Annotated in this window: 15 protein-coding genes; 9 read left to right on the top strand and 6 right to left on the bottom strand. The window is 62.9% G+C overall.

Annotated features, from left to right (window positions below):
- Positions 1 to 1,351: DUF6531 domain-containing protein (locus HBR93_RS24160; protein WP_222932500.1), on the bottom strand; the 1,351-nt coding region annotated here is incomplete at its 3' end.
- A 278-nt stretch (positions 1,352 to 1,629) separates the two neighbouring features.
- Between HBR93_RS24160 and HBR93_RS24155 the strand changes: the two genes are divergently transcribed.
- A complete protein-coding gene (locus HBR93_RS24155) occupies positions 1,630 to 2,865 on the top strand; it encodes a M20/M25/M40 family metallo-hydrolase (protein WP_169961236.1) in 1,236 nt (411 codons plus the stop codon).
- Positions 2,866 to 3,007: 142 nt separating this feature from the next.
- On the opposite strand, the gene HBR93_RS24150 is transcribed toward HBR93_RS24155, so the two are convergent.
- The gene (locus HBR93_RS24150; RefSeq protein WP_169961235.1) at positions 3,008 to 6,073 is read right to left on the bottom strand and encodes an efflux RND transporter permease subunit; all 3,066 of its coding nucleotides are present in this window, start codon (positions 6,071 to 6,073) and stop codon (positions 3,008 to 3,010) included.
- Between the two features lie 2 nt (positions 6,074 to 6,075).
- On the bottom strand, positions 6,076 to 7,188 hold the full coding sequence (locus HBR93_RS24145) for an efflux RND transporter periplasmic adaptor subunit (protein ID WP_169961234.1): 1,113 nt from the start codon (positions 7,186 to 7,188) through the stop codon (positions 6,076 to 6,078).
- 329 nt (positions 7,189 to 7,517) lie between these two features.
- Here HBR93_RS24145 and HBR93_RS24140 point away from each other — a divergent pair, with 329 nt between their 5' ends.
- From HBR93_RS24140 to HBR93_RS24130, 3 genes are all read left to right on the top strand, one after another.
- Positions 7,518 to 8,393 (top strand): pirin family protein, encoded by an 876-nt coding sequence (locus HBR93_RS24140; protein WP_057438486.1) that lies wholly within the window; start codon positions 7,518 to 7,520, stop codon positions 8,391 to 8,393.
- A gap of 70 nt (positions 8,394 to 8,463) precedes the next feature.
- Complete coding sequence (locus tag HBR93_RS24135) at positions 8,464 to 9,906, top strand: mechanosensitive ion channel family protein (protein ID WP_057959068.1); 1,443 nt, start codon at positions 8,464 to 8,466, stop codon at positions 9,904 to 9,906.
- Between the two features lie 104 nt (positions 9,907 to 10,010).
- Positions 10,011 to 10,448 (top strand): carboxymuconolactone decarboxylase family protein, encoded by a 438-nt coding sequence (locus HBR93_RS24130; RefSeq protein WP_057438487.1) that lies wholly within the window; start codon positions 10,011 to 10,013, stop codon positions 10,446 to 10,448.
- Between the two features lie 87 nt (positions 10,449 to 10,535).
- Here HBR93_RS24130 and HBR93_RS24125 read toward each other — a convergent pair whose 3' ends face one another.
- Positions 10,536 to 12,698 (bottom strand): TonB-dependent siderophore receptor, encoded by a 2,163-nt coding sequence (locus HBR93_RS24125; RefSeq protein ID WP_169961233.1) that lies wholly within the window; start codon positions 12,696 to 12,698, stop codon positions 10,536 to 10,538.
- A 192-nt stretch (positions 12,699 to 12,890) separates the two neighbouring features.
- Between HBR93_RS24125 and HBR93_RS24120 the strand changes: the two genes are divergently transcribed.
- Positions 12,891 to 13,670 (top strand): acetoin reductase, encoded by a 780-nt coding sequence (locus HBR93_RS24120; protein WP_057438489.1) that lies wholly within the window; start codon positions 12,891 to 12,893, stop codon positions 13,668 to 13,670.
- Positions 13,671 to 13,799: 129 nt separating this feature from the next.
- Here the strand turns inward: HBR93_RS24120 and HBR93_RS24115 are convergent, their stop codons facing one another.
- Complete coding sequence (locus tag HBR93_RS24115; RefSeq protein ID WP_169961232.1) at positions 13,800 to 15,662, bottom strand: sigma-54-dependent Fis family transcriptional regulator; 1,863 nt, start codon at positions 15,660 to 15,662, stop codon at positions 13,800 to 13,802.
- Between the two features lie 309 nt (positions 15,663 to 15,971).
- Here HBR93_RS24115 and HBR93_RS24110 point away from each other — a divergent pair, with 309 nt between their 5' ends.
- The 3 genes from HBR93_RS24110 to HBR93_RS24100 are packed head-to-tail and all read left to right on the top strand — an operon-like array spanning position 15,972 to position 19,095.
- Positions 15,972 to 16,952, top strand: coding sequence for a thiamine pyrophosphate-dependent dehydrogenase E1 component subunit alpha (locus HBR93_RS24110; protein WP_169961231.1), 981 nt, complete (start codon positions 15,972 to 15,974; stop codon positions 16,950 to 16,952).
- A gap of 23 nt (positions 16,953 to 16,975) precedes the next feature.
- A complete protein-coding gene (locus HBR93_RS24105) occupies positions 16,976 to 17,995 on the top strand; it encodes an alpha-ketoacid dehydrogenase subunit beta (protein WP_057438491.1) in 1,020 nt (339 codons plus the stop codon).
- Positions 17,992 to 19,095 (top strand): acetoin dehydrogenase dihydrolipoyllysine-residue acetyltransferase subunit, encoded by a 1,104-nt coding sequence (locus HBR93_RS24100; RefSeq protein WP_169961230.1) that lies wholly within the window; start codon positions 17,992 to 17,994, stop codon positions 19,093 to 19,095. Before HBR93_RS24105 ends, HBR93_RS24100 begins: the two co-directional genes overlap by 4 nt.
- A 113-nt stretch (positions 19,096 to 19,208) precedes the next feature.
- On the opposite strand, the gene HBR93_RS24095 is transcribed toward HBR93_RS24100, so the two are convergent.
- Positions 19,209 to 20,105 (bottom strand): helix-turn-helix domain-containing protein, encoded by an 897-nt coding sequence (locus HBR93_RS24095; RefSeq protein WP_057959073.1) that lies wholly within the window; start codon positions 20,103 to 20,105, stop codon positions 19,209 to 19,211.
- 138 nt (positions 20,106 to 20,243) lie between these two features.
- On the opposite strand from HBR93_RS24095, the gene HBR93_RS24090 reads away from it, so the two are divergent.
- Complete coding sequence (locus HBR93_RS24090) at positions 20,244 to 21,602, top strand: glutamine synthetase family protein (protein ID WP_115129415.1); 1,359 nt, start codon at positions 20,244 to 20,246, stop codon at positions 21,600 to 21,602.
- Positions 21,603 to 21,629 lie beyond the last annotated feature (27 nt).

Genomic DNA, 21,629 nt, shown 5'->3' with positions numbered 1-21,629 from the left:
CCACGGCACTGGTGCGATACAGGCGTGTCCAGGCAAATGGCAGCACGCCATCCAGTTCGCCATCGGTCAGGGTCAGCAGTTCTTCGCCGGTGACCATGGACACCGGGCAACCGTGGGTCGCGGTTTTATCAGCGCTGGCGGTTGCCTCACCGTTGGGTTTTTTCGCGGAGGAGGGCGCGTCGTCGACCGCCTCATGCTTGACCAAGGCCGTCTTGGGCGCGGATTTTTCCCGCACCAGGGGCACCGGATTGGTTACTTCCATTGCGCCGGCTTTCAGCGGCACGCTGGGCACCGTCTTGATCGGCGTTGCAGGGCTACCCAGCAATAACGGCCTGAGCGCCTCGGCATGGGGCTCCATGCCGGTCTTCGCAAATGGCCTGGCCATCTGCTCGAGCCATTGGCGGACCCGACCCGACTTGATCTTGCCCAGCACTTGCGCGCCCAGGCGCACCGTCACGCCCATGCCGGCGGTGACCCACACCAGCAACAGGTTGATCAGCACTTCGGCGGTGATTTGCCCCAGCAGTTCGTTCAAGTACGGCGGCGGCAGCATGCGCATCCAGCTGACCAGCGCCGACAGGTAGATAAACAACAGCGGCTCATCGCTGAGCATCAGCAGGCCATTGGCGATGGCTTCCTGGCTCAACGCCAGCAGGGCATCGAGTTCGGTCTGGGAGAGGTAGTGCAGGAGTTTTTCGCTGTTGGGCTTGAGGTCCGCCAGCCATTGATACAGCTGTTGGATGTTGTCCCACAGCTCATGCAGTGCGTTGCCAAATCCCTGCGCATAGCCTTGGTCCAGCAGGCGGTAGCGCTGCACAAAGTTGGCTTCGGAGTAGCCCTGCCACAAAGGTTCGAATGTACTGCTCCAATCTTTGCGCAACTGGCTTTCCAGCGGCGCAATGATGGCCTGGTAAGACGCGTACAACGCCTGGACGTGGGCTTTGGAAACATTGGGGTAGAAGGTGATCCGATACGGCTGGTCGCGGGTGCAGTCGGTGACTTCGAGAATGCCGCTGGGGCCGATGGTTTTGTAAAGGGGGTCGCCCAGCGGGCCACCGTTCTTGGGGATGGCTTGCAGCATCACCGGGGTGTTGCCGATGGGCACAAAACGTGTGCTCTCGAACATATGCACCAGGGTCAACGAGCCACTGGCTTTGCACATCGCGACGGTGCTGCTGGGGGCTTTGGACGCAATGGGCGCCACCAGCGCCACCTCATCGCCCACCTTGAAGACCTGCTCGACCTCCAGCGCCGAAAAGCTCCAGAAACTCTCGGCCCAGGCGTCATAGGTGTTCAGGCATTGCCGGAAGTCGGCGAGAACCGCTTCGACGTCCCGCGTTTTGAAGTCCATGGCCGCCAGGACCATAAAACCAATGGCGGCATTCAAGAGGTTGCCCCCAGGACCGGGGCATCAATTGGAAAGTACATCGGCGGTCCCTTGCGCTGTGTGATCAGGCGAGGGACTTTGCAGCGGTTTTTAACGCTTGGAAGTAGAGATTATCCGGCAGTCGGGTGGGATATTTCGGGGGGGCCTGACGAAGAGTCTCCTGTCGGTTTGCGGATGAACAATGTGGCCATTGTCAGGTAGGGTGTGAGAGACCCTCTCCAATAAAAAACAAGGATCTGTTCATGACTCTCAACGTCCCCCGTACGCTGTTGTCCGCTGCCCTGGGGTTGTCCCTGGGGATCGCCATGCCGGCTTTCAGCGCCCAGCCTCACCCGCAGATCCAGGCCGATGCCGAGCAGTACAAGGCCCCGGCCTTGAAGCTGTTGGAGCGTCTGGTGAATATCGACTCGGGTTCCGGCTACGAGCCGGGCCTGACCCAGGTGCGCGAGATCGCCGTCGATGAATTGAAACAACTGGGTTTCAGCATCGAACAGGTGCCGGATGCGGCAGCCAATAACAGCCATGTAATCGCCACGCTCAAAGGCACGGGCAAGGCGAAAATCCTGCTGATGGCGCATATGGACACGGTGTTCAAGGAAGGCTCGGCGGCCGAGCGGCCGTTTCATATCAAGGACGGTCGTGCCTATGGCCCCGGGGTGATGGACGACAAGGGCGGGATCGTCGCCGGGATCTATGCCTTGAAAGTGCTGAAAAACCAGAACTTCACGGACTACGCGCAAATCACCTTTCTGCTCGATGCCAGCGAAGAAACCGGCTCCGAGGCCGCCTCCGAACTGATCCGCAAAACCGCCAAGGCCCACGATGTCACCTTGAACCTGGAGCCCGGTCGTCCGGCCGATGGCCTGGTGGTCTGGCGCAAGGGCAGTGCCACAGCGGTGGTTGAGGTCAAGGGCAAGGCCGCTCACGCCGGGGTTGCCCCGGAGCTGGGGCGTAACGCGGCGATGGAGGCGGCCCACCAGATCCTGCAACTGGGCAAGCTTGGGGATGACGAGAAAAAAACCACCATCAACTTCACCGTGCTCAAGGCTGGCGATCGCACCAACGTGATCCCCGACCAGGCCACGGCCAAGGCGGATGTGCGGGCGGCGCTGCCGGAAGAGTTTGATCGGATCGAGAAGGATCTGGCGCGGGTTTCCGCCAATAAGCTGATTCCTGAAACACAGGTCACCACCAGCCTGCAACGGGGTTTGCCGCCGATGCCGCAGACGCCTGAGTCTGACAAGTTGGTGGCTATCGCCCAAGGCATCTACGCCGAACTTGGGCGCAAGCTGACCATTGAAGGCAGTGGCGGGGCGGCGGATGCCAGCCTGTCGGCGGGCGTCGGCACCCCGACGCTGGACGGCTTCGGGATTGTCGGCGGCAATATCCATACAGCGCAGGAGTACGCCGAGGTGGAGAGTGTGGCGCCGAGGATTTATCTGTTGAGTCGGATGATTATGGAGCTGGCCAAGCGTTGATCTGAAAGCACCGTCAATCGCTCGGTAGACACCGGGTTGATGTGGGAGCGGGCTTGCCCGCGATAGCGGTGTGTCAGGCGGCATCTTGGTTGACTGATTCGCCGCCATCGCGTGCAAGCCCGCTCCCACACAAGCCGACACATTAGGAGATTGCCGCCCGCACCTTGTCCCGGCCCAGCACCAAACTGCACAACGCTGGCAAGAACAGCAGCGTCAACAATGTCCCCACCAACACCCCGCCGATCAGCACATACGCCAGGGACGACCAGAACACCGACAAGGTCAGCGGAATAAACGCCAACGCCGCCGCCAGCGCAGTCAGTATCACCGGCCGTGCGCGGCGTACGGTGGCTTCGACAATCGCCTCGGTGGTGGCCAGGCCCTGTTCCTGGTTCTGGCGGATCTGGTCGGTGAAGATCAGGGTGTTGCGCATCAGGATCCCGCCAATCCCGATCAACCCCAGGATCGCGTTGAAGCCAAACGGTTGGTTGAACAGCAGCAAGGTCGGCACTGCACCGATCAAGCCCAGGGGGGCGGTGGCGAAGACCATGAACATCACGCCGAACGAGCGCACCTGGAACATGATCACCGTGAGGGTCAGCAGGATCATGATCGGGAACAGTGCCGCCAGGGCCACGTTGGCCTTGGCGCTTTCTTCCACCGGGCCGCCGATGTCCAGGCGGTAGCCGGCCGGCAATCGTGCAATCAGCGCTTGCAGGTCTTTGTAGACAGCCATCTCCACGTCGGGCGGTTGCACGCCGTCGATGATGTCGGCGCGCACTTCAACCGTGGTCGTACGGTCGCGGCGCTTGAGGATAGGTTCTTCCATCACGGCCTGGAAATGCCCGACCTGGGCCAGGGGCAGCGACACGCCGGCGCTGTTGGTCAGGGTCATATTGTCGAGGTTGCCGAGGTCTTCACGCTGGCTGCCCTGGGCACGGACCACCACCGACACCGTGCGGTTGCCTTCGCGTACTTCGGTGATCGGGTTCCCGCTGAGCAGGGCGTTGAGTTGGGATTTTACCTCGTCGGGGGTGAAGCCCAGCAGGCGCAGGCGATCCTGGTCCAGCACCAGGCGATAAGCGCTGGTGCGTTCGCCCCAATCGAGGAACGCGTCCTTGGTCAGAGGGTTGGCGGCAACCACCTGGCGCACCTCTTCGGACAGGCTGCGCAACAGGCTCAAGTCGGGGCCGGACACGCGAAACACCACGGGGAAGGGCACCGGCGGGCCGAACAGCAATTGCGTGACCCGTACCCGCGCGGCGGGGAATTCGCCGTCGGCGATGCGCTCGCGCATGCGCCGTTTCAAGGCATCGCGGGCATGGGCGTCGGCGGTTTGCACGATCAGTTTGGCGAACGCCGGGTCAGGCAACTCAGGGTTAAGCGACAGGAAAAACCGTGGCGCACCGCCGCCTACATAGGTGTCGACCATGCGCGTCTGCGGCTCTTGCAGCAGCGCCTTTTCCAACTGCGCCGCCACCGCCTCGGTGCTTTTGAAGGCACTGCCCGGCGGCATATACACCTCCAGGATCAATTCGGAACGGTCGGAGTTGGGGAAGAACTGCTTCTTCACCACACCCATACCCAACCCGCACAGCACAAACGCAGACACCACCAGCCCGGTCACCTGCCAGCGCCGGCGCACGCAGGTTTGCACCAGGTGGCGCAGTTTCTGGTACCAGAGGCCGGCATAGATCGCGTCGTGGCCGCCGGGCACCGGCTTGATATTGGGCAGCAGCTTGACCCCCAGGTACGGGGTAAACACCACCGCCACCAACCACGAAGCGATTAGGGCAAAGCCAACGATCCAGAAGATATTGCCGGCATATTCGCCCGCGCCCGAACGGGCAAAACCCACCGGCAGAAAGCCGATGATCGTCACCAGGGTGCCGGTCAGCATTGGCGCGGCAGTGGCGCTCCAGGCGAAGGTCGCGGCGTGGATGCGGTCGAAGCCTTCTTCGAGTTTCACCACCATCATCTCAATGGCGATGATTGCGTCGTCCACCAGCAGGCCCAGGGAAATGATCAGCGCGCCGAGGGTGATGCGGTCAAATTCGCGGCCGGTCAGCAGCATGATCACAAACACTATGGACAAGGTCAGCGGCACCGCCGCCGCTACTACCAAACCGACGCGAAAACCCAGGGCCAACAGGCTGATGACCATCACCACGGCCAGGGCGACGAAGAATTTGAGCATGAACTCATCCACCGCCAGGCTGATGTTTTTCGCCTGGTCGGAGACTTTTGCGAAGTTGACGCCCAGGGGCAGGTCCGCCTGGATTTTAGCCTCCTGGCCCTTGAGGCTCTGGTCCAGGTCCAGGCCGTTCCAGTGTTTTTCCATGATGATGCCCAGCATCAAGGCCGGGTCGCCCTGGTGGCGGATACGGTAGCTGGGCGGGTCTTCATAGCCACGGCTGACGGTGGCGACATCGGCGATGCGCAGCACTTTGCCGTCCACCGGCAGCGGCACGTTTTCGATCAGCGCCAGGCTGTCAAAGGCGCCGTCGATACGGATATAAGCGCGGGCGCCGGCGGTTTCGACAAACCCCGACGGCGCCACGGCGTTTTGCGCGGAGAGGGCGGCGAAGATCTGCTCGGGCTTGATCCCCAGGGTCGCCAGGCGCTCATAGGAAAACTCGACAAATACCCGCTGCGCCTGTTCGCCGAGGATATTGACCTTCTTCACCCCCGGCAGCCTGAGGAAGTCCTGGCGCATTGCTTCGGCCATCTGCACCTGTTGGCGATGTGGCAGGTGTTCGGCTTCCAGGGCGTATAGGGCGAAGTACACATCGGAATATTCATCGTTGAAGAACGGCCCGATCACGCCCTTGGGCAGTTTGGCGGCTTCGTCACTGAGTTTTTTGCGGGTCTGGTAGAACAGGTCCTGGATTTCATTGGGGCGCGTGGACTCGAGGAAGGTCATGCGCATCGACACAAACCCCGGTTGGGCGATGGTTTCGACGCGGTCGTAGTCGTCCAGCTCCTGCAGGCGCTTTTCCAGGCGGTCGGCCACTTGCTCCTGCATCTCCTGGGCCGTGGCGCCGGGCCAGGCGGCGGTGATGGTCATGACTTTGACGGTGAACAGCGGGTCTTCGGCGCGCCCCAGTTTACCGAAGGAAAAAATCCCGGCAGCGAGGATCGCGAGGATCAGGAACAGGGTGACGGCACGGTGCTTGACCGCCAATGCCGAGAGATTCAGGCCATGCATGCTCAAGGTTCCTGGCGGCGGTTGAGGGGCTGTGCCTGGGCGGGCAGCACGCGCACGCTGTCACCCTGATGCAGCAGGTGCGCGCCGAGGGCGACCACCCGTTGGCCGGGGCTGACGCCGCTGGAAAGCAGGGCTTCTTCCTGGCCCAGGCTGGCCACCGTGACCGCAGCGAAGCTGACTTTGTCATCCGCGCCAATCAGCCAGACCCCGCTGCCGTTGCCGGTATCCTGCAGGGCGCCAATCGGCACGCGGGTGTGTGGCGGTTGGTCGTTGCCTTGCAGGCGCAGGGTGATGGTGGAACCGAGGGCGACACGCTCGACCGTGCCGTGCAGCACATAGCGCGCGCGGTAGGTGCGGGTGACGGGATCGGCGCTGGCCGAGAGTTCACGTAATGTCGCGGTGACCGCCTGGTCCGGCGCACCGAACGGCAAGGCCAGGGCTTTTTGCGAGGCGCGGTCACGCTGGTTTTCCGGCAGGTGGATGATGGCTTCCCGCGCGCCGTCGTGGGCCAGGCGCGCGACGATCTGCCCTTCGGCCACCACCTGCCCGCGCTCCACCCGCACATCGGTGATCACCCCGTCGCCATCGGCCCGCAGCACCGAGTAGGTGCGACGGTTTTCAATCTGGCTGGCGTCCGACTGGGCGGCGGCGAGTTCAGCTTCGGCGACCCGCAGGTTAGTCGCGGACTGGTCGAAAATCTGCCGTGACACCGCGCCGGTGCTGGCCAGGCGTTGGTAGCGATTGGCATCATCACGGCGCTGACGCAGTTGCGCCTGGGCGGCATTGACGCGGTTTTTTGCCGAGCGCAGTGCCAGCTCGAAGTCGCCGATATCCAGGACCAGCAGGATGTCGCCCCGGGAAACGTGCTGGCCGGGATCGACTTTGCGTTCGATCACCTTGCCACTGACTCGAAAACCCAGGTCGCTTTCGGTGCGTGCCGCCACCACCCCGGTATAGGCATTCTGCTGGCTTGCAGCGGCTTCGACGTTGGCCGCCAGCACCGGGCGCGGTGGGGCGGTGTTGGCGGTGGGGTCGGCCTGGCTGTTGCAACCGCTGAGCAGGATCAACAGCGCCAGGGGCGAAAAAAGGCGGTGAAGAGGAGGGCGTGGGCTCATTTCAGGCTCCTGGTGGCGTTGGCGTAGTAAAAATTACGAACGTAATATTTAGCCAAATATTACGACCGAAATATAATTTAATCCACCCTTTGCTTTGGATCGGGTTGTCACACGTTGCCCAGGTTGTTCGGGCGTAGATGATTAAGATGCCTGCTTTGCGTTTTGCGGGTGGCCTGTAGTCTCAACGCCCACGCCAATGAAACCGGATGGGCTATGACTGCGAAGCGCCGCGGTTAAGTCGTCCCATCCATGGAACGATGCGAGCCAAATCCGCTGTCTAGTGCCTTATTGGTATTGGATTTAAGGTGGATGCACTTTGGAGGTCCATCATGAAAAACATCATTGGTATCTACACCAGCCCACGCGGCCATTGGGTCGGCGACGGTTTTCCGGTTCGCACGCTATTTTCCTACGACACCATGGGCAAGCACATCAGCCCGTTCCTGCTGCTGGACCACGCCGGCCCGGCGGATTTCACCCCCACCACGCAGCGACGTGGCGTGGGCCAGCATCCCCATCGCGGCTTTGAAACCGTGACCATCGTCTACGAAGGCGAAGTCGAGCACCGCGATTCCACCGGTGCCGGCGGCACCATCGGCCCGGGCGATGTGCAGTGGATGACTGCGGCCAAAGGGATCCTGCATGAAGAGTTCCATTCCGAAGCCTTCGCCAAACGGGGCGGCGCCCTGGAAATGGTGCAACTGTGGGTCAACCTGCCGGCCAAGGACAAAATGAGCGAAGCCGGCTACCAGACCATTCTCGACGGCGATATTCCGTCGTTGCCCCTGGCCAACGGTGCCGGCAGCCTGCGCCTGATTGCCGGTGAGTTCGCTGGCCGCACCGGGCCGGCACGCACCTTCACGCCGATTGACGTGTGGGACCTGCGCCTCAAGGGCGGCAAGGCCGTGACCCTGGACCTGCATGCCGGGCGCAATACCGCGCTGGTGGTGCTCAAAGGCACCGTGCAAGTCAACGGCCAGGAACTGGCACGCGAAGGGCAACTGGTGCTGTTTGAGCGCGAGGGCGATCAGCTCAGCCTGGAGTCCAACGCCGACGCCATGGTGCTGCTGCTCAGTGGTGAACCCATTGACGAGCCCATCGTCGGTCACGGTCCGTTTGTGATGAACACCGAGCAAGAGATTCACCAGGCCTTCGCCGACTTCCAGTCCGGCCAGTTCGGCCAAATGCACGGCGCCTCCCGCTGATTGGCGGCGCCCTATACCCGCCAACTGCATTTCATGCGATCTTCAGGGCATTCGCCCTGGAGTCGCCTGGATGCTGTCTTTTCTCTCCGATCACCCGATGCTGTGCGCCCTGGCGCTGATCCTTATCGATATCGTCGTCTGGCGTCTGTTTTCGGCCAGCCCCGGCAACTGGAAGCTGATTGCGCGCCTGGGGATTTTCGCCGTGTTCAGCGCCGTGCTGTTCAACGACGGCATGAACCCCATGCAACTGGCGCCGTACGCCGACAACACCCCGCTGCACCTGGCCGCTACGGCCTTGCAGATCGCCTGGTGGTTGTTTGCCGCGCGCACCCTGACGGTGTTGCTCGGCGCGCTGATGATGCAGCGGGTCGGCCACACCGGGCGGTTGCTGCAAGACCTGATGGGCGCGGTGATTTTCCTGATCGCGATCATCGCGGCCATGGCCTACGTGCTCGACCTGCCGGTCAAGGGCGTACTGGCCACCTCCGGCGCGGTGGCGATCATCGTCGGCCTGGCGCTGCAGAGCACCTTGAGCGACGTGTTCTCCGGAATCGTGCTCAACACCACCAAGCCCTACCAACTGGATGACTGGATCTCCATCGACGGCACCGAAGGCCGGGTGACGGATATCGACTGGCGCGCCACGCGCCTGCAAACCTCCCAGGGCAGCATGGCGGTGATCCCCAATTCACTGGCGGCCAAGGCCAAGATCATCAATTTCTCACGCCCGGCGGATATGTTCGGCCTGGCGGTGAGCCTGCAAGTCAGCCCCCATGCGCGCCCGCAAACGGTATTGGAAGCCCTGGAACGGGCCATGCAAGGTTGCCGGCAATTGCTGGCCAAGCCGGCGCCGAGCGTGGCCTTCAAAACCTCTACCGGTGGTGGCGTGGAGTATGAAATCAGCGGCTTCGTGCCGGCCATGGCCCTCAAGCGCGAGGTGCGCAACCAGCTTTATGATCTGGCCTACCGGCACTTGCAGGCGGCCGGTGTGAGCCTGTTGTCGAGCGCCGAAAGCCCGACCTCGCCGGCCACTACACCCGCACGGGCACTGCTGGAAAGCTCGAGTATCTTCTCGACCCTGCGCCAAGAAGAGAAGGAAACCTTCAGCCAGAACATGACCCTGCACACCTTCCGCGCCGGTGAGATGATCCTGCCGAGGGGGGAGGTCAGCGATCACCTGTTTATCATCGAGTCCGGGGTGGTTTCGGTGATGCTGGTCAAGGCCGGGCACGCGTTCGAAGCCGGGCGCATGGGGCCAGGAGAAGTGATTGGCGAAGCCGGGATTCTGGGGGCGCAAAGCGTGCCGGCGGACTTTGTGGCCAAGACCTACTGCACCCTCTACCGCATCGAAAAGGAATACCTCAAGCCGTGCCTGGATGCGCGCCACGATATCAGTGAAGCCATGCAGAACCTCCTGGATTTCCGCCTGCACACCGCCCAGCACCTGACCCAGGACGCACCGATCGTGCCGGTGAAAAAGGGCTTTTTACAGTGGCTGCGCCGCCGGGCCTGAAGCGCCTGGCATTGGCTACCTGTTCTTCGTCAGGATTGGCTATTTGTGCGAGGCAGTGGGGTGATTAAGCTGGGCGCCAATTCCTACTGTCCTGGAGTAACACCATGTCTGCTCGCATTGATTTCTACACCGCGTCCCCCGATGCGATGAAAGCCATGCTCGCCCTGGAAGCCGCCGTCGGCAAACTGTCGATTGAACTGCCGCTGCTGGAGCTGGTGCGCCTGCGTGTCTCCCAGATCAACGGCTGCGCCTTCTGCCTGGATATGCACACTGCCGATGCCCGCAAGGGCGGCGAGACCGAGCGCCGCTTGTGCACCCTGTCGGCCTGGCGCGAAACGCCGTTCTTCACCCCGCGCGAACGCGCCGCCCTGGCCTGGGCCGAAAGCCTGACGCTGATCAGCCAGACCCATGCCTCGGACGAAGACTATGCGTTGCTCAATGCCGAGTTCAGCGCCGCCGAACAGGTCGACTTGAGCGTGGCCATTGCCACCATCAACAGCTGGAACCGCCTGGCGGTGGGCTTTCGCAAGATGCCTAAGTAAAGACATTCAAGGGTAGGCGCTGGCCAATGCAGGAGCTGGTTTGTGTGGGAGCTCCCACATAAGTCAGGTTTCACATTGGGTCGGAGGTCAGAAGTTGATGGAAGCACTCAGGCGTGCTGTCAATGGCGCACCCTGGAACAGGTAGTCATCGCCCATGTATTCGCCCGCATCACGCCAGTAGCGCTTGTCGAACAGGTTGTCGACGCTCAGGCGGAACACCGTTTCATAGCCGTCGACCTGGGTGGTGTAGCGGCTGCCGATGTTGACCAGCGCATAATCCCCCACTTCCACATTGCCGGTACGGTTGGCGTTCTTGCTGGCGCTGTATTGCACGCCGCCGAGTACCGCCAGGCCGTTGACCCATGGCAGGGCGTAGTCGGCGTATACACTGGCGCGCAGCTTGGGCACGTTGATCGTCTGGTGGCCTTCGTATTGCGGCGTGCCGCTGCCGCTCACCCGGGCGCGAATCGCCGCCACGCTGGTCGCAATCTGCAGACGCTCGGTGGCCCAGCCATTGGCTGACAGCTCCAGGCCGGTGTTTTTCTGCTGGCCCTGCTGCACGTAGGTGAAGTCTCCGGCGTTGTCGGGCTTGGCGTACTGGTAGGCCTGGCGTGTCTGGAACACCGCGGCGGCGAAGCTGATGCGGCGCCAGTCGTATTTCACCCCGGCTTCGATCTGCCGGGAGACGGTCGGCGCGAGGATTTCCCCATCATTGCTCGCATACCACGGTGCCTCACCGCCCAGTGACAGGCCCTTGCTGTAGCTGGTGTACAACGAGATGTTTTCCACTGGCTTGTAGATCAGCGCAGCGTTGGGCAGGAACTCGTACTGCTGGGTGTGACGCTCCTGCACGCCATGTTGATCGAAGGACTTTTCATCCAGGCGCACTTCGCGGCCACCGAGCACGGTTTGCCATTGCTCGTTGAAGCTGATGCGGTCGGTGACGAACAGCCCGTACTGGCGGCTGTCGAGACGCCGGTGACTGTCGTTCAGGGGCTTGTCGGTGGGCGGGAAGGTTTCCGGGTCCTGATTGATATTGCCGCTGCCGACGTATTCATTGACCGACTTGCGCTTGTCGATCACCCGGCGGAAGGCGCTGGTGCCGAAGGTCAGTTCGTGGCTCAGGCCGGCCGTGCTGAACAGGCCGGTCATGGCCGCCTGGATTTCATCATTGCGCCGGGTGTCGTCAGGGCTGCGGTAGTCAGCGATGTCGTAGTTGCCTTCCGGGCTGAAGTAGTTCGGCACTTTGACGCCGGCGCAACTGGGGGAGCCGTAGCAACCCCAGGCAAACGAACTGTAGTCATCAATCACCACCTTGCTGCGGGCCGCGCTGACGCTGCCTTTCCACTGGTCACTGAAGCGGTACTCGAACTTGCCGTTGAGGTTCAGCGAGTCGATCCCCACCTGCTTGGAGCCGCTCTGGTGGCCGAGCAGTTTTTTCGGCGAGGCGTCATGGGGCACTTCGGTGCCGCCGAGCAACTGGTAGCCGGGCACCGAGCGCTGTTGTTTGTCCTGGTATTCGGCATCCAGTTGCAGCACGGCGTCGGGGCTGATGTTCCAGTCGAAGGCCAGGGATACAAAGTCCCGCTGGCCATTGGCATGTTCGACATAGGAATTGAGGTCTTCATGGGCGACGTTGGCGCGCAAGCCAAATTGCTGCTCGCTGCCAAACCAGCCGCCGACATCGGTGGCGATATAGCCGCTGCCGCGATCATCGGTGGACACCGTGACCGAGCGCACGTCTTCCGGGCGTTTGGTCACGTAGTTGATCACGCCGCTGGGCTCGGAAATCCCGCTTTGCAGGCCCGCCAGGCCCTTGAGCAACTCCACCCGCTGCTTGTTTTCCAGGGCTACGTTCTGCTCGCCGGTGATGGTGCGCCCGTTGATCTTGTAGCTGCTGGCGGCATTCAGGGAAAAACCCCGGGCCACGAAATTTTCGTAGTAGCCAATCGGCGCGTAGCTTTCGCCCACCGAGGCGTCGTTGCGCAGCACTTCACTGAGCAGGCGTGCCTGCTGGTCCTTGATCAGCGCGGCGTTGATCACGGTGATCGAGGCCGGGGTGTCGAGCAGCGGTGCTTCATTGAAGCCGCCGACCGACGCGCTTTGCGCACGATAACCGGACTCATCCTGGCCCTGGATGTTCAGCGCCGGCAGTTCCAGCTCAGCCGCCAGGCTGTTGCCGATGCCGCCGCTGAGCAGCAGGCCGAGGGCCAAATGTGAGGTGACGACGGGGCGAAAACGCAAAACCATGGGGGCAAGGCCTTAAAGCGCGGGGCGGGGGCGCATAAGCTAGGCATAAGTGCGCGTCTTTACAAGTACTCGCCTCAGCCCGGCTACTTGAGACGTTGCGTCTCAAGCCCTGCGCCAATTCATCCGGGCCTCGACAGCGTGACCCCGCACCTGCGATAGACAAGGCTTCGCTTATCGTTGCAGGAGATCATCATGGGTATCGCTGGAAAAGTTGCACTGGTGACCGGCGCCGGGCAGGGCATTGGCCGGGCCATCGCCCTGCGCCTGGCGCGGGACGGGGCGGATATCGCCCTGGTCGATATCAATAGCGCCAAGCTCGAAGCCGTGGCGGCCGAGGTCGTGGCACTCGGGCGCAAGGCCTCGGTGTTTACCGCCGACGTGTCCAAGCGCGAGCAGGTGGTCGCGGCGGTCGAGCATGCGCACCAGACCCTGGGTGGCTTTGACATCATCGTCAATAACGCCGGGGTGGCGCAGATTGATTCGCTGCTGGACGTGACCCCGGAACAGGTCGAACGCACTCTGGGTATCAACGTACAGGGCGTGTTGTGGGGCATCCAGGCGGCGGGCAATAAGTTCAAGGCACTCAAGCAGAAGGGCAAGATCATCAATGCCTGCTCGATTGCCGGGCACGAAGGCTTTGCACTGCTGGGGGTGTACTCGGCGACCAAGTTTGCCGTGCGTGCCCTGACCCAGGCAGCGGCCAAGGAACTGGCAAGCGCCGGGGTGACGGTGAATGCCTATTGCCCAGGCGTGGTGGGCACCGATATGTGGGTCGAGATCGACAAGCGCATGGCCGAGATTACCGGCGCGCAAGTGGGGGCAACATATAAGAAGTACGTGGATGGCATTGCCCTGGGCCGTGCAGAAACACCGGAGGATGTGGCGGGCCTGGTGGCCTACCTGGCCGGCCCGGATTCGGACTACATGACCGGCCAGGCGCCGCTGATCGATGGCGGCCTCGTCTACCGCTAAACCCCAGACTCGACTCGGTAAAAATGTGGGAGCGGGCTTGCTCGCGAAAGCGGTGTATCAGTAACAAGCAAGCTACCTGACACACCGCTTTCGCGAGCAAGCCCGTTCCCACATTTGGATTGCATTGTGTCAGGGGTGTTTACCCGGCATATCAATGCCCAACTGCTTGACCCGGCGATACAGGGTCGCGCGGGAAATCCCCAGTGCCTGCGCCGCTGGCAATGGCTTCCAGCGATGGCGTACCAGCGCATCCAGCAGCACCTGCCGCTCCGGGCTCATACTGTGCTCGACCTCGACCTCCAGCCGTTCACCACGCACCTCCAGCGGCAAGTCCGCCAACTGGATCGTGCCGCCGTCACACACCGCACAGGCATACGCCAGCACATGGCGCAGTTGCCGCACATTACCCGGCCAGGCGTAGCCCAGCAGCCGCTCCAGCGCAGCCTGGCCGATGCCGACCGTGACCCCGCTGCTGCGCGCTTCCTGCTCCAGCAGCCGGTTGATCAAGGCCAGTTTGTCGGTGCGCTCGCGCAGGGGCGGCAGGGTGACGCGGGCGCAGCCCAGGCGAAAGTACAGATCTTCACGGAAACGCCCCTCACTGACCAGGCTCGCCAGGTCACGGTGGCTGGCGCAGATCACCTGAATATCCACCGCGCGGGTTTTCGCCGCACCCAGCGGCGCCACTTCACCTTCGGCCATCACCCGCAGCAAGCGGGTCTGCAGGGCCAGGGGCATATCGCCGATTTCATCGAGGAACAGCGTGCCGCCATGGGCCTGCTGCAACAGCCCGGTCATGCCCTTGCTGGACGCGCCGGTAAAGGCCCCGGCGACGTAGCCGAACAGCTCGCTTTCGATCAGGTTTTCCGGGATCGCCGCACAGTTCACCGCCACGAATGGTGCGTCGCGGCGTGCGCTGCGGGCGTGCAGCTGGCGGGCAAAAACTTCCTTGCCAGCCCCGGTTTCACCCTGCACCAGCACCGGCAGGTTGCGGTCCTTGACGCGCACCGCCAGGCGCAGGTGTTCTTCCACCCGTGGGTCGACCTGGGGGTTGGGCGCCGCCCGCGCCGGTTGGCGTTGCGGCGTGTTGAGTCGCACATGGAGCACCCCGGCTTCGCCGCGCCACTGCAGTTGCTGGACCGATTGATCGGTCACCGCGCGTAGGGCATCGAGGTCGAACACCTCGCCGATATGCACTGGCATCTGGCCAAAACGCCGGCGCAGTGCCTGGCGTGCCTTGCTGTTCAAGGCTTGCAGGCGTCCATCCTGGTCCCAGGCCAGCAGCAGGTCGGGTTGGCTGTCGACATAACCCGGGGTGCTGTGGGCCTGCAGTACCCAGTGCCGCGCAGCGCTGTGCATGAAGAAGGCGTTTTCGATGGCCTGGGCGCTCTGCGCCACCATCTGCCGCACCAGGTGCTGGCTGCGGCGGTCATCCGGGGATTGCAGCGCCGAGGCGTCCATCACCCCCAGCAGGTTGCCCTGGGGGTCGAAGATCGGTGCGGCGGAGCAGGTCAGGTTGATAAAGGCGGCGCGGAAGTGATCGCGCTTGTGCACCGTCACCGCCGCCTGGCTGGTCAGCACCGTGGCCACGCCGCAGGTGCCTTCTTCGGCTTCCGACCAGCAGGTACCCAGGTACAAGCCGGCCTTGCGACAGTCGCTGCGGATGGCCGCGTCTACCCGGTGGTCGATGGTCTGGCCCTGGGCATCGGTGAGCATCACGCAGTAGTCGGCGTGGCGCACGCGGTGGTGCAACTGGCTGACTTGCTCGCTGGCAATGCGCATGAACAGTTCGGCACGTTCGCGGCATTCCTTGAGCAGCGGCTCGGTGAGGATCCGTGGCCCCTGCAGCGAGCCGGGATCGAGGTGGTGCTGCTCCATGGAGCGGCGCCATGAATCGAAAATCAGCGACGGCACCGGCGCCTGGGGCAGGCGCTCGGCATTGCGGACCACGCGACTGACGCAGTCGACGTGTTCTCTGGAGTTCGCGGCGAGCATAAGGCCTCCGGTTCTCGATCTTTGTTGTTATGCCCGCCATTAAGCGCCCAGGGGCGCAGGGGGACAAGGGCGGCCTGACCAACTGCCCGCCTTGAGACGCAGCGTCTCATCCTGCCTGAGACGCAACCTGCACGCTGCAATGCGCCGTCTCATTGTGCGGTGGCATGCCGCACCGGCACAACCGCACGGCACTGCTCTGGGTCAAGGCTTTGCCAGGTTTTAGCGGGCCTTGGCACAGGCTGTGCTGAACAGGTTGCAGCTGGCCACAGCCAGCCTTTTGTGTGTCGAGACAACCTGGAGAACAACAAGATGTCCACTCACCTGTCCACCGATCAACTGCTGCATGCCTACACCGTGATGCGCACCATCCGTGATTTCGAAGAGCGCCTGCATGTGGAATTCGCCACCGGCGAGATCCCCGGCTTCGTGCACCTGTATGCCGGCCAGGAGGCCTGCGCCGCCGGGGTCATGGCCCACCTCAACGATGAAGATTGCATCGCCTCCAACCACCGTGGCCACGGCCATTGCATCGCCAAGGGCGTGGATGTGTTCGGCATGATGGCCGAGATCTACGGCAAGAAGACCGGGGTATGCGGTGGCAAGGGGGGCTCCATGCACATAGCCGACCAGGAGAAGGGCATGCTCGGCGCCAACGGCATTGTCGGCGCCGGTGCGCCGCTGGCGGCCGGCGCGGCCCTGGCGTCCAAGCTCAAGGGCAGCCAGGGCGTGGCCGTGGCGTTTTTTGGCGACGGCGGTTCCAACGAGGGCGCGGTGTTCGAGGCGATGAACCTGGCCGCGATCATGAAACTGCCGTGCCTGTTCGTCGCCGAAAACAATGGTTATGCCGAAGCCACCGGTTCCGGCTGGTCGGTGGCGTGCAAGGACATTGCCGAGCGTGCCGTGGGTTTTGGCATGCCGGGGGTGATTGTCGATGGCAATGATTTCTTTGCCGTCCACGCAGCGCTGGGCGTGGCGGTGGCGCGGGCGCGCCAGGGCCAGGGGCCGACCCTGGTCGAGGTCAAGCTGCACCGCTTTTACGGCCACTTTGAGGGCGATGCGCAAACCTATCGCGGCCGCGATGAAGTGAAAAACCTGCGCGAAACCCAGGATTGCCTAGCGCTGTTTCGCCAGCGCTGCAGTGCCGAAGGCTGGTTGCAGGCGGCGCAGTTCGAGCGCATCGACGCCGAAGTCGCGCAGTTGATCGACGACGCCGTGCGCCTGGCCAAGTCCGATCCCAAGCCCCAGGCCGCCGACCTGCTCAGCGATGTCTACGTCGCCTACCGCTCATAACAACAAGACCCGGAGAGAATTTCATGGCTCGCAAAATCAGTTATCAGCAGGCAATCAACGAAGCCCTGGCCCAGGAAATGCGCCGCGACCAGAGCGTCTTTATCATCGGCCAGGATGTGTCCGGCGGCACCGGCGCCCCTGGCGAGCAGGATGCCTGGGGCGGCGTGCTGGGCGTCACCAAGGGCCTGTACCCGGAGTTCCCTGACCGCGTGCTGGATGCGCCGCTGTCCGAAGTCGGTTACGTGGGCATGGCCGTCGGCGCCGCCACCCGGGGCATGCGCCCGGTGTGCGAGTTGATGTTCGTCGACTTTATCGGCTGCTGCCTCGACCAGTTGCTCAACCAGGCCGCCAAGTTTCGCTACATGTTCGGTGGCAAGACCACCACGCCCCTGGTGGTGCGCGCCATGTACGGCGCCGGCCTGCGCGCTGCGGCCCAGCATTCGCAGATGCTCACCTCGATGTGGACGCACATCCCCGGCCTGAAGGTGGTGTGCCCGGCCACGCCCTATGACGCCAAGGGCATGCTGATCCAGGCGATCCGCGACAACGACCCGGTGATTTTCCTTGAGCACAAGATGCTCTATAGCCTGCAAGGCGAAGTACCGGAGGAGCTGTATACCGTGCCCTTCGGCGAGGCCAACTTTGTGCGCGAAGGCAACGACGTGACCCTGGTGACCTACGGGCGCATGGTGCATGTGGCCCTGGAAGCTGCGGCCAACCTGGCGCGCCAGGGTATCGACTGCGAAGTGCTGGACCTGCGCACCACCAGCCCGCTGGATGAAGACAGCATCCTTGAAAGCGTGGAAAAAACCGGGCGCCTGGTGGTGATCGACGAGTCCAACCCACGCTGCTCGATTGCCACGGATATCAGCGCCCTGGTGGCCCAGCGTGGGTTTTCCTTCCTGCGTGCGCCGATTGAGATGGTCACCGCGCCGCATACGCCGGTGCCGTTTTCCGATGCCCTGGAAGACCTGTACATCCCCGACGCGGCGAAGATCGAGGCTGCGGTGCGCAAGATCGCTGACAAGAGGACTGCGGCATGATCCATACCTTGACCATGCCCAAGTGGGGGCTGTCGATGACTGAAGGCCGGGTCGATGTCTGGCTCAAGCAGCCGGGCGACCGGGTAGAGAAGGGCGAGGAAGTGCTCGACGTGGAGACCGACAAGATCTCCAGCAGTGTCGAGGCGCCGTTCAGTGGGGTGTTACGCCGAGTGCTGGCGCAGAGCGATGAGACCTTACCGGTGGGTGCATTACTGGGGATTGTGGTGGAGGGTGACGCCACCGAGGCAGAAATCGACGGCGTGATCGACAGCTTCAATGCCGGCTTTGTCTCCAGCAGCGCCGAGGCGCAGGCGTCGGGGCCGAGTGCGCAGAAAGTCGAGCTGGGCGGGCGCCTGCTGCGCTACCTCGACCTTGGCGAGGGCGGCCTACCGCTGGTGCTGATCCACGGGTTTGGCGGCGACTTGAACAACTGGCTGTTCAACCATCCGGCCCTGGCCGCCGAGCGCCGAGTGATCGCCCTCGACTTGCCGGGGCATGGCGAGTCGGGCAAGCACTTGCACAGTGGCGATGCCGAGGAATTGAGCCAGGCGGTGCTGGCCTTGCTCGATCACCTCAAGCTCGACCGGGTGCACCTGGCCGGGCATTCCATGGGCGGATTGGTTTCGCTGACGGTGGCGCGCCAGGCACCGCAGCGGGTCGCCTCCCTGGTATTGATCGCCAGCGCCGGCCTGGGGGCGGATATCAACGGTGATTACCTGCAGGGATTCACCGAGGCCAATAACCGCAACGCGCTCAAGCCGCAACTGGTGCAACTGTTCAGCGACCCGGCGCTGGTCACGCGGCAGATGCTGGAGGACATGCTCAAGTTCAAGCGCCTGGAGGGGGTTGATCAGGCGTTGCGTCAACTCAATGCCAAGCTGTTCGACGGCGGGCGACAGATGCTTGATCTGCGTTCGGTGGTGGGGCAGCAGCCGAGCCTGGTGATCTGGGGCAGTGACGACGCCATTATCCCGGTACGGCATGCCCAGGGGTTGCAGGCCCAGGTGGAGGTCTTGCCAGGGCAGGGGCATATGGTGCAGTTGGAGGCGGCGGAGCAAGTGAATCAGTTGCTGAGTCTCTTCCTCAAATCTCAAGCCTGATAGCAATCAAATGTGGGAGCGGGTTGCTCGCGAATACGGTGGGTCAGTCAGACATTCATTGCCTGACACACCGCTTTCGCGAGCAAGCCCGCTCCCACAGGGTTGACCGTGTATCAACCATGACGCTTGAGGGTTTCGCTGGGCAGTTCCTTGAACAACGCGCGGTAGCTATTGGAAAACCGCCCCAGATGCCAGAACGACCAATTCATCGCCACCTCGGCCACCGTGGTCTGGTCGCAGCTCAACAACTCGCGCCGTGCGCCGTTCAACCGGCGCAGGCGCAACCACTGCGCCGGGCTCATCCCGGTGTAGGTCTTGAAGCCCTGTTGCAACTGGCGCAACGGCACGCCGGCAATCTGCGCCAGTTGCAGCAGGTTGACGGTCTCATCCGGCGCATCCGCCGCCCACGCGCCGATGCGCGCCATCAGCCGGCGTTCTTCACTGCGCCGCTGCAATGAGTAGCGGTCCAGGCACACGCAGGCGTTGTCGAGGATAAACAGGCAATCGTCGAGCAGTTGTCGGGTGAGGGCGTCGCGGCTGATCGGGTCGATCTCACTGGACAAGCGCGTCAGGGTGCCACTGAGCCAGCGGCTGAACAGCGCGTTCTGTTGGCAGGTCAACGGCGCCATGAACAGGCCTTCGAGTCTGGCCACATCCAGGCCATGGCGTTGCACGAACTGCGGGCCGAACACCACGGCCACTTCCCGGTAGTTTTCCGGGGTGATCCAGGTGTTGCGGCTTTCGCCATTGAGCAGGTACAGCGCGTTGTCGCTGCCGTCGAAACAGAACGCCAGGGCGCCTGGCGGCGCGTTGAAGTGCTGCTCGACGCGGGTGTTCATGCACTCTTCGTACACCTGCACTCCCTGCAGGTCGAGGTAGCGGATCTGCCCGGCAAAATGCCCCGGGGACATCTGCTGGTACTGCTGTACCCAACCGGGTGTCGCACTGCATTGGGCGGCCACATCACCGGTGGTGAAGGCCTGTACGCGCAAAGCTGTTGCCTGTGTCATGGGTGATCCGTGCGCACTCTATTGGTGCGTTGTGGGTCGTGCAAAGTGGATAGATGCCTGGGTAAGGCTGGCCCAAGATAGACCTCAATGCGCCGGGAGTACAAGTCGGCGCAGCACCCAACCCATGCCGAGGTCTTTATGAATGCCCCTTTCGATCAGCTGTCCACCTGGCTGAAAGAACACAAGATTACCGAAGTCGAATGCGTGATCAGCGACCTGACGGGCATTGCCCGCGGCAAGATTGCGCCCACCAACAAGTTCCTGCATGAGCGCGGCATGCGCCTGCCGGAAAGTGTGTTGCTGCAAACGGTAACCGGGGATTTTGTCGACGACGATATCTACTACGACCTGCTGGACCCGGCCGATATCGACATGATCTGCCGCCCGGTGGCCAACGCCACCTACGTGGTGCCGTGGGCCATCGAGCCCACCGCCATTGTGATCCACGACACTTTCGACAAGCAGGGCAACCCCATTGAGTTGTCGCCGCGCAATGTGTTGAAAAAAGTCCTGCAGCTGTATACCGACCAGGGCTGGCAGCCGATTGTCGCGCCGGAAATGGAGTTTTACCTGACCCAGCGCTGCGAAGACCCGGACCTGCCGCTGAAAACCCCGGTGGGACGGTCCGGGCGTGCCGAGACCGGGCGCCAGTCGTTTTCCATCGACGCGGCCAACGAGTTCGACCCGCTGTTTGAAGATGTCTATGACTGGTGCGAAGCCCAGGGCCTGGACCTCGACACGCTGATCCATGAAGACGGCCCGGCGCAGATGGAAATCAACTTCCGTCACGGCGACGCCCTCGACCTGGCCGACCAGATCACCGTATTCAAGCGCACCCTGCGTGAAGCGGCGCTCAAGCACAATGTGGCCGCGACCTTTATGGCCAAGCCGGTGGCCGACGAGCCGGGCAGCGCCATGCACCTGCACCAGAGCGTGGTGGAGATCGCCACCGGCAAGCCGGTATTTGTCGACGCCGACGGGCAGATGAGCCCGCTGTTCTTGCAGCACATTGGCGGCTTGCAGAAATACATCCCGATGCTGCTGCCGATGTTTGCGCCCAACGTCAACTCGTTCCGCCGCTTCCTGCCCGACACCTCGGCCCCGGTCAACGTGGAGTGGGGCGAAGAAAACCGCACCGTCGGCCTGCGCGTGCCGACCTCCAGCCCCGAGGCGATGCGCGTCGAAAACCGCCTGCCGGGGGCCGATGCCAACCCCTACCTGGCCATCGCCGCCAGCCTGTTGTGCGGCTACCTGGGGATGATCGAGAAGATCGAACCGAGCGCCCCGGTGGAAGGCCGCGCCTATGAGCGGCGCAACCTGCGCCTGCCGATCACCATCGAAGATGCCCTGGCGCGCATGGAGGCCTGCGACACGGTCAAGCAGTACCTGGGGGACAAGTTCGTGCGCGGGTATGTCGCGGTGAAACGCGCCGAGCATGAGAATTTCAAGCGGGTGATCAGCTCCTGGGAGCGTGAGTTCCTGTTGCTAAGTGTCTGACTCCACCATCAACCATAAAAAAAGGTG

It is taken from the genome of Pseudomonas sp. WS 5411 (assembly GCF_012985595.1).
Classification (GTDB): domain Bacteria; phylum Pseudomonadota; class Gammaproteobacteria; order Pseudomonadales; family Pseudomonadaceae; genus Aquipseudomonas; species Aquipseudomonas shahriarae.
The sequence above is the reverse complement of the archived record's forward strand: the minus strand, read 5'-3'. Positions and strand labels throughout refer to the sequence as shown.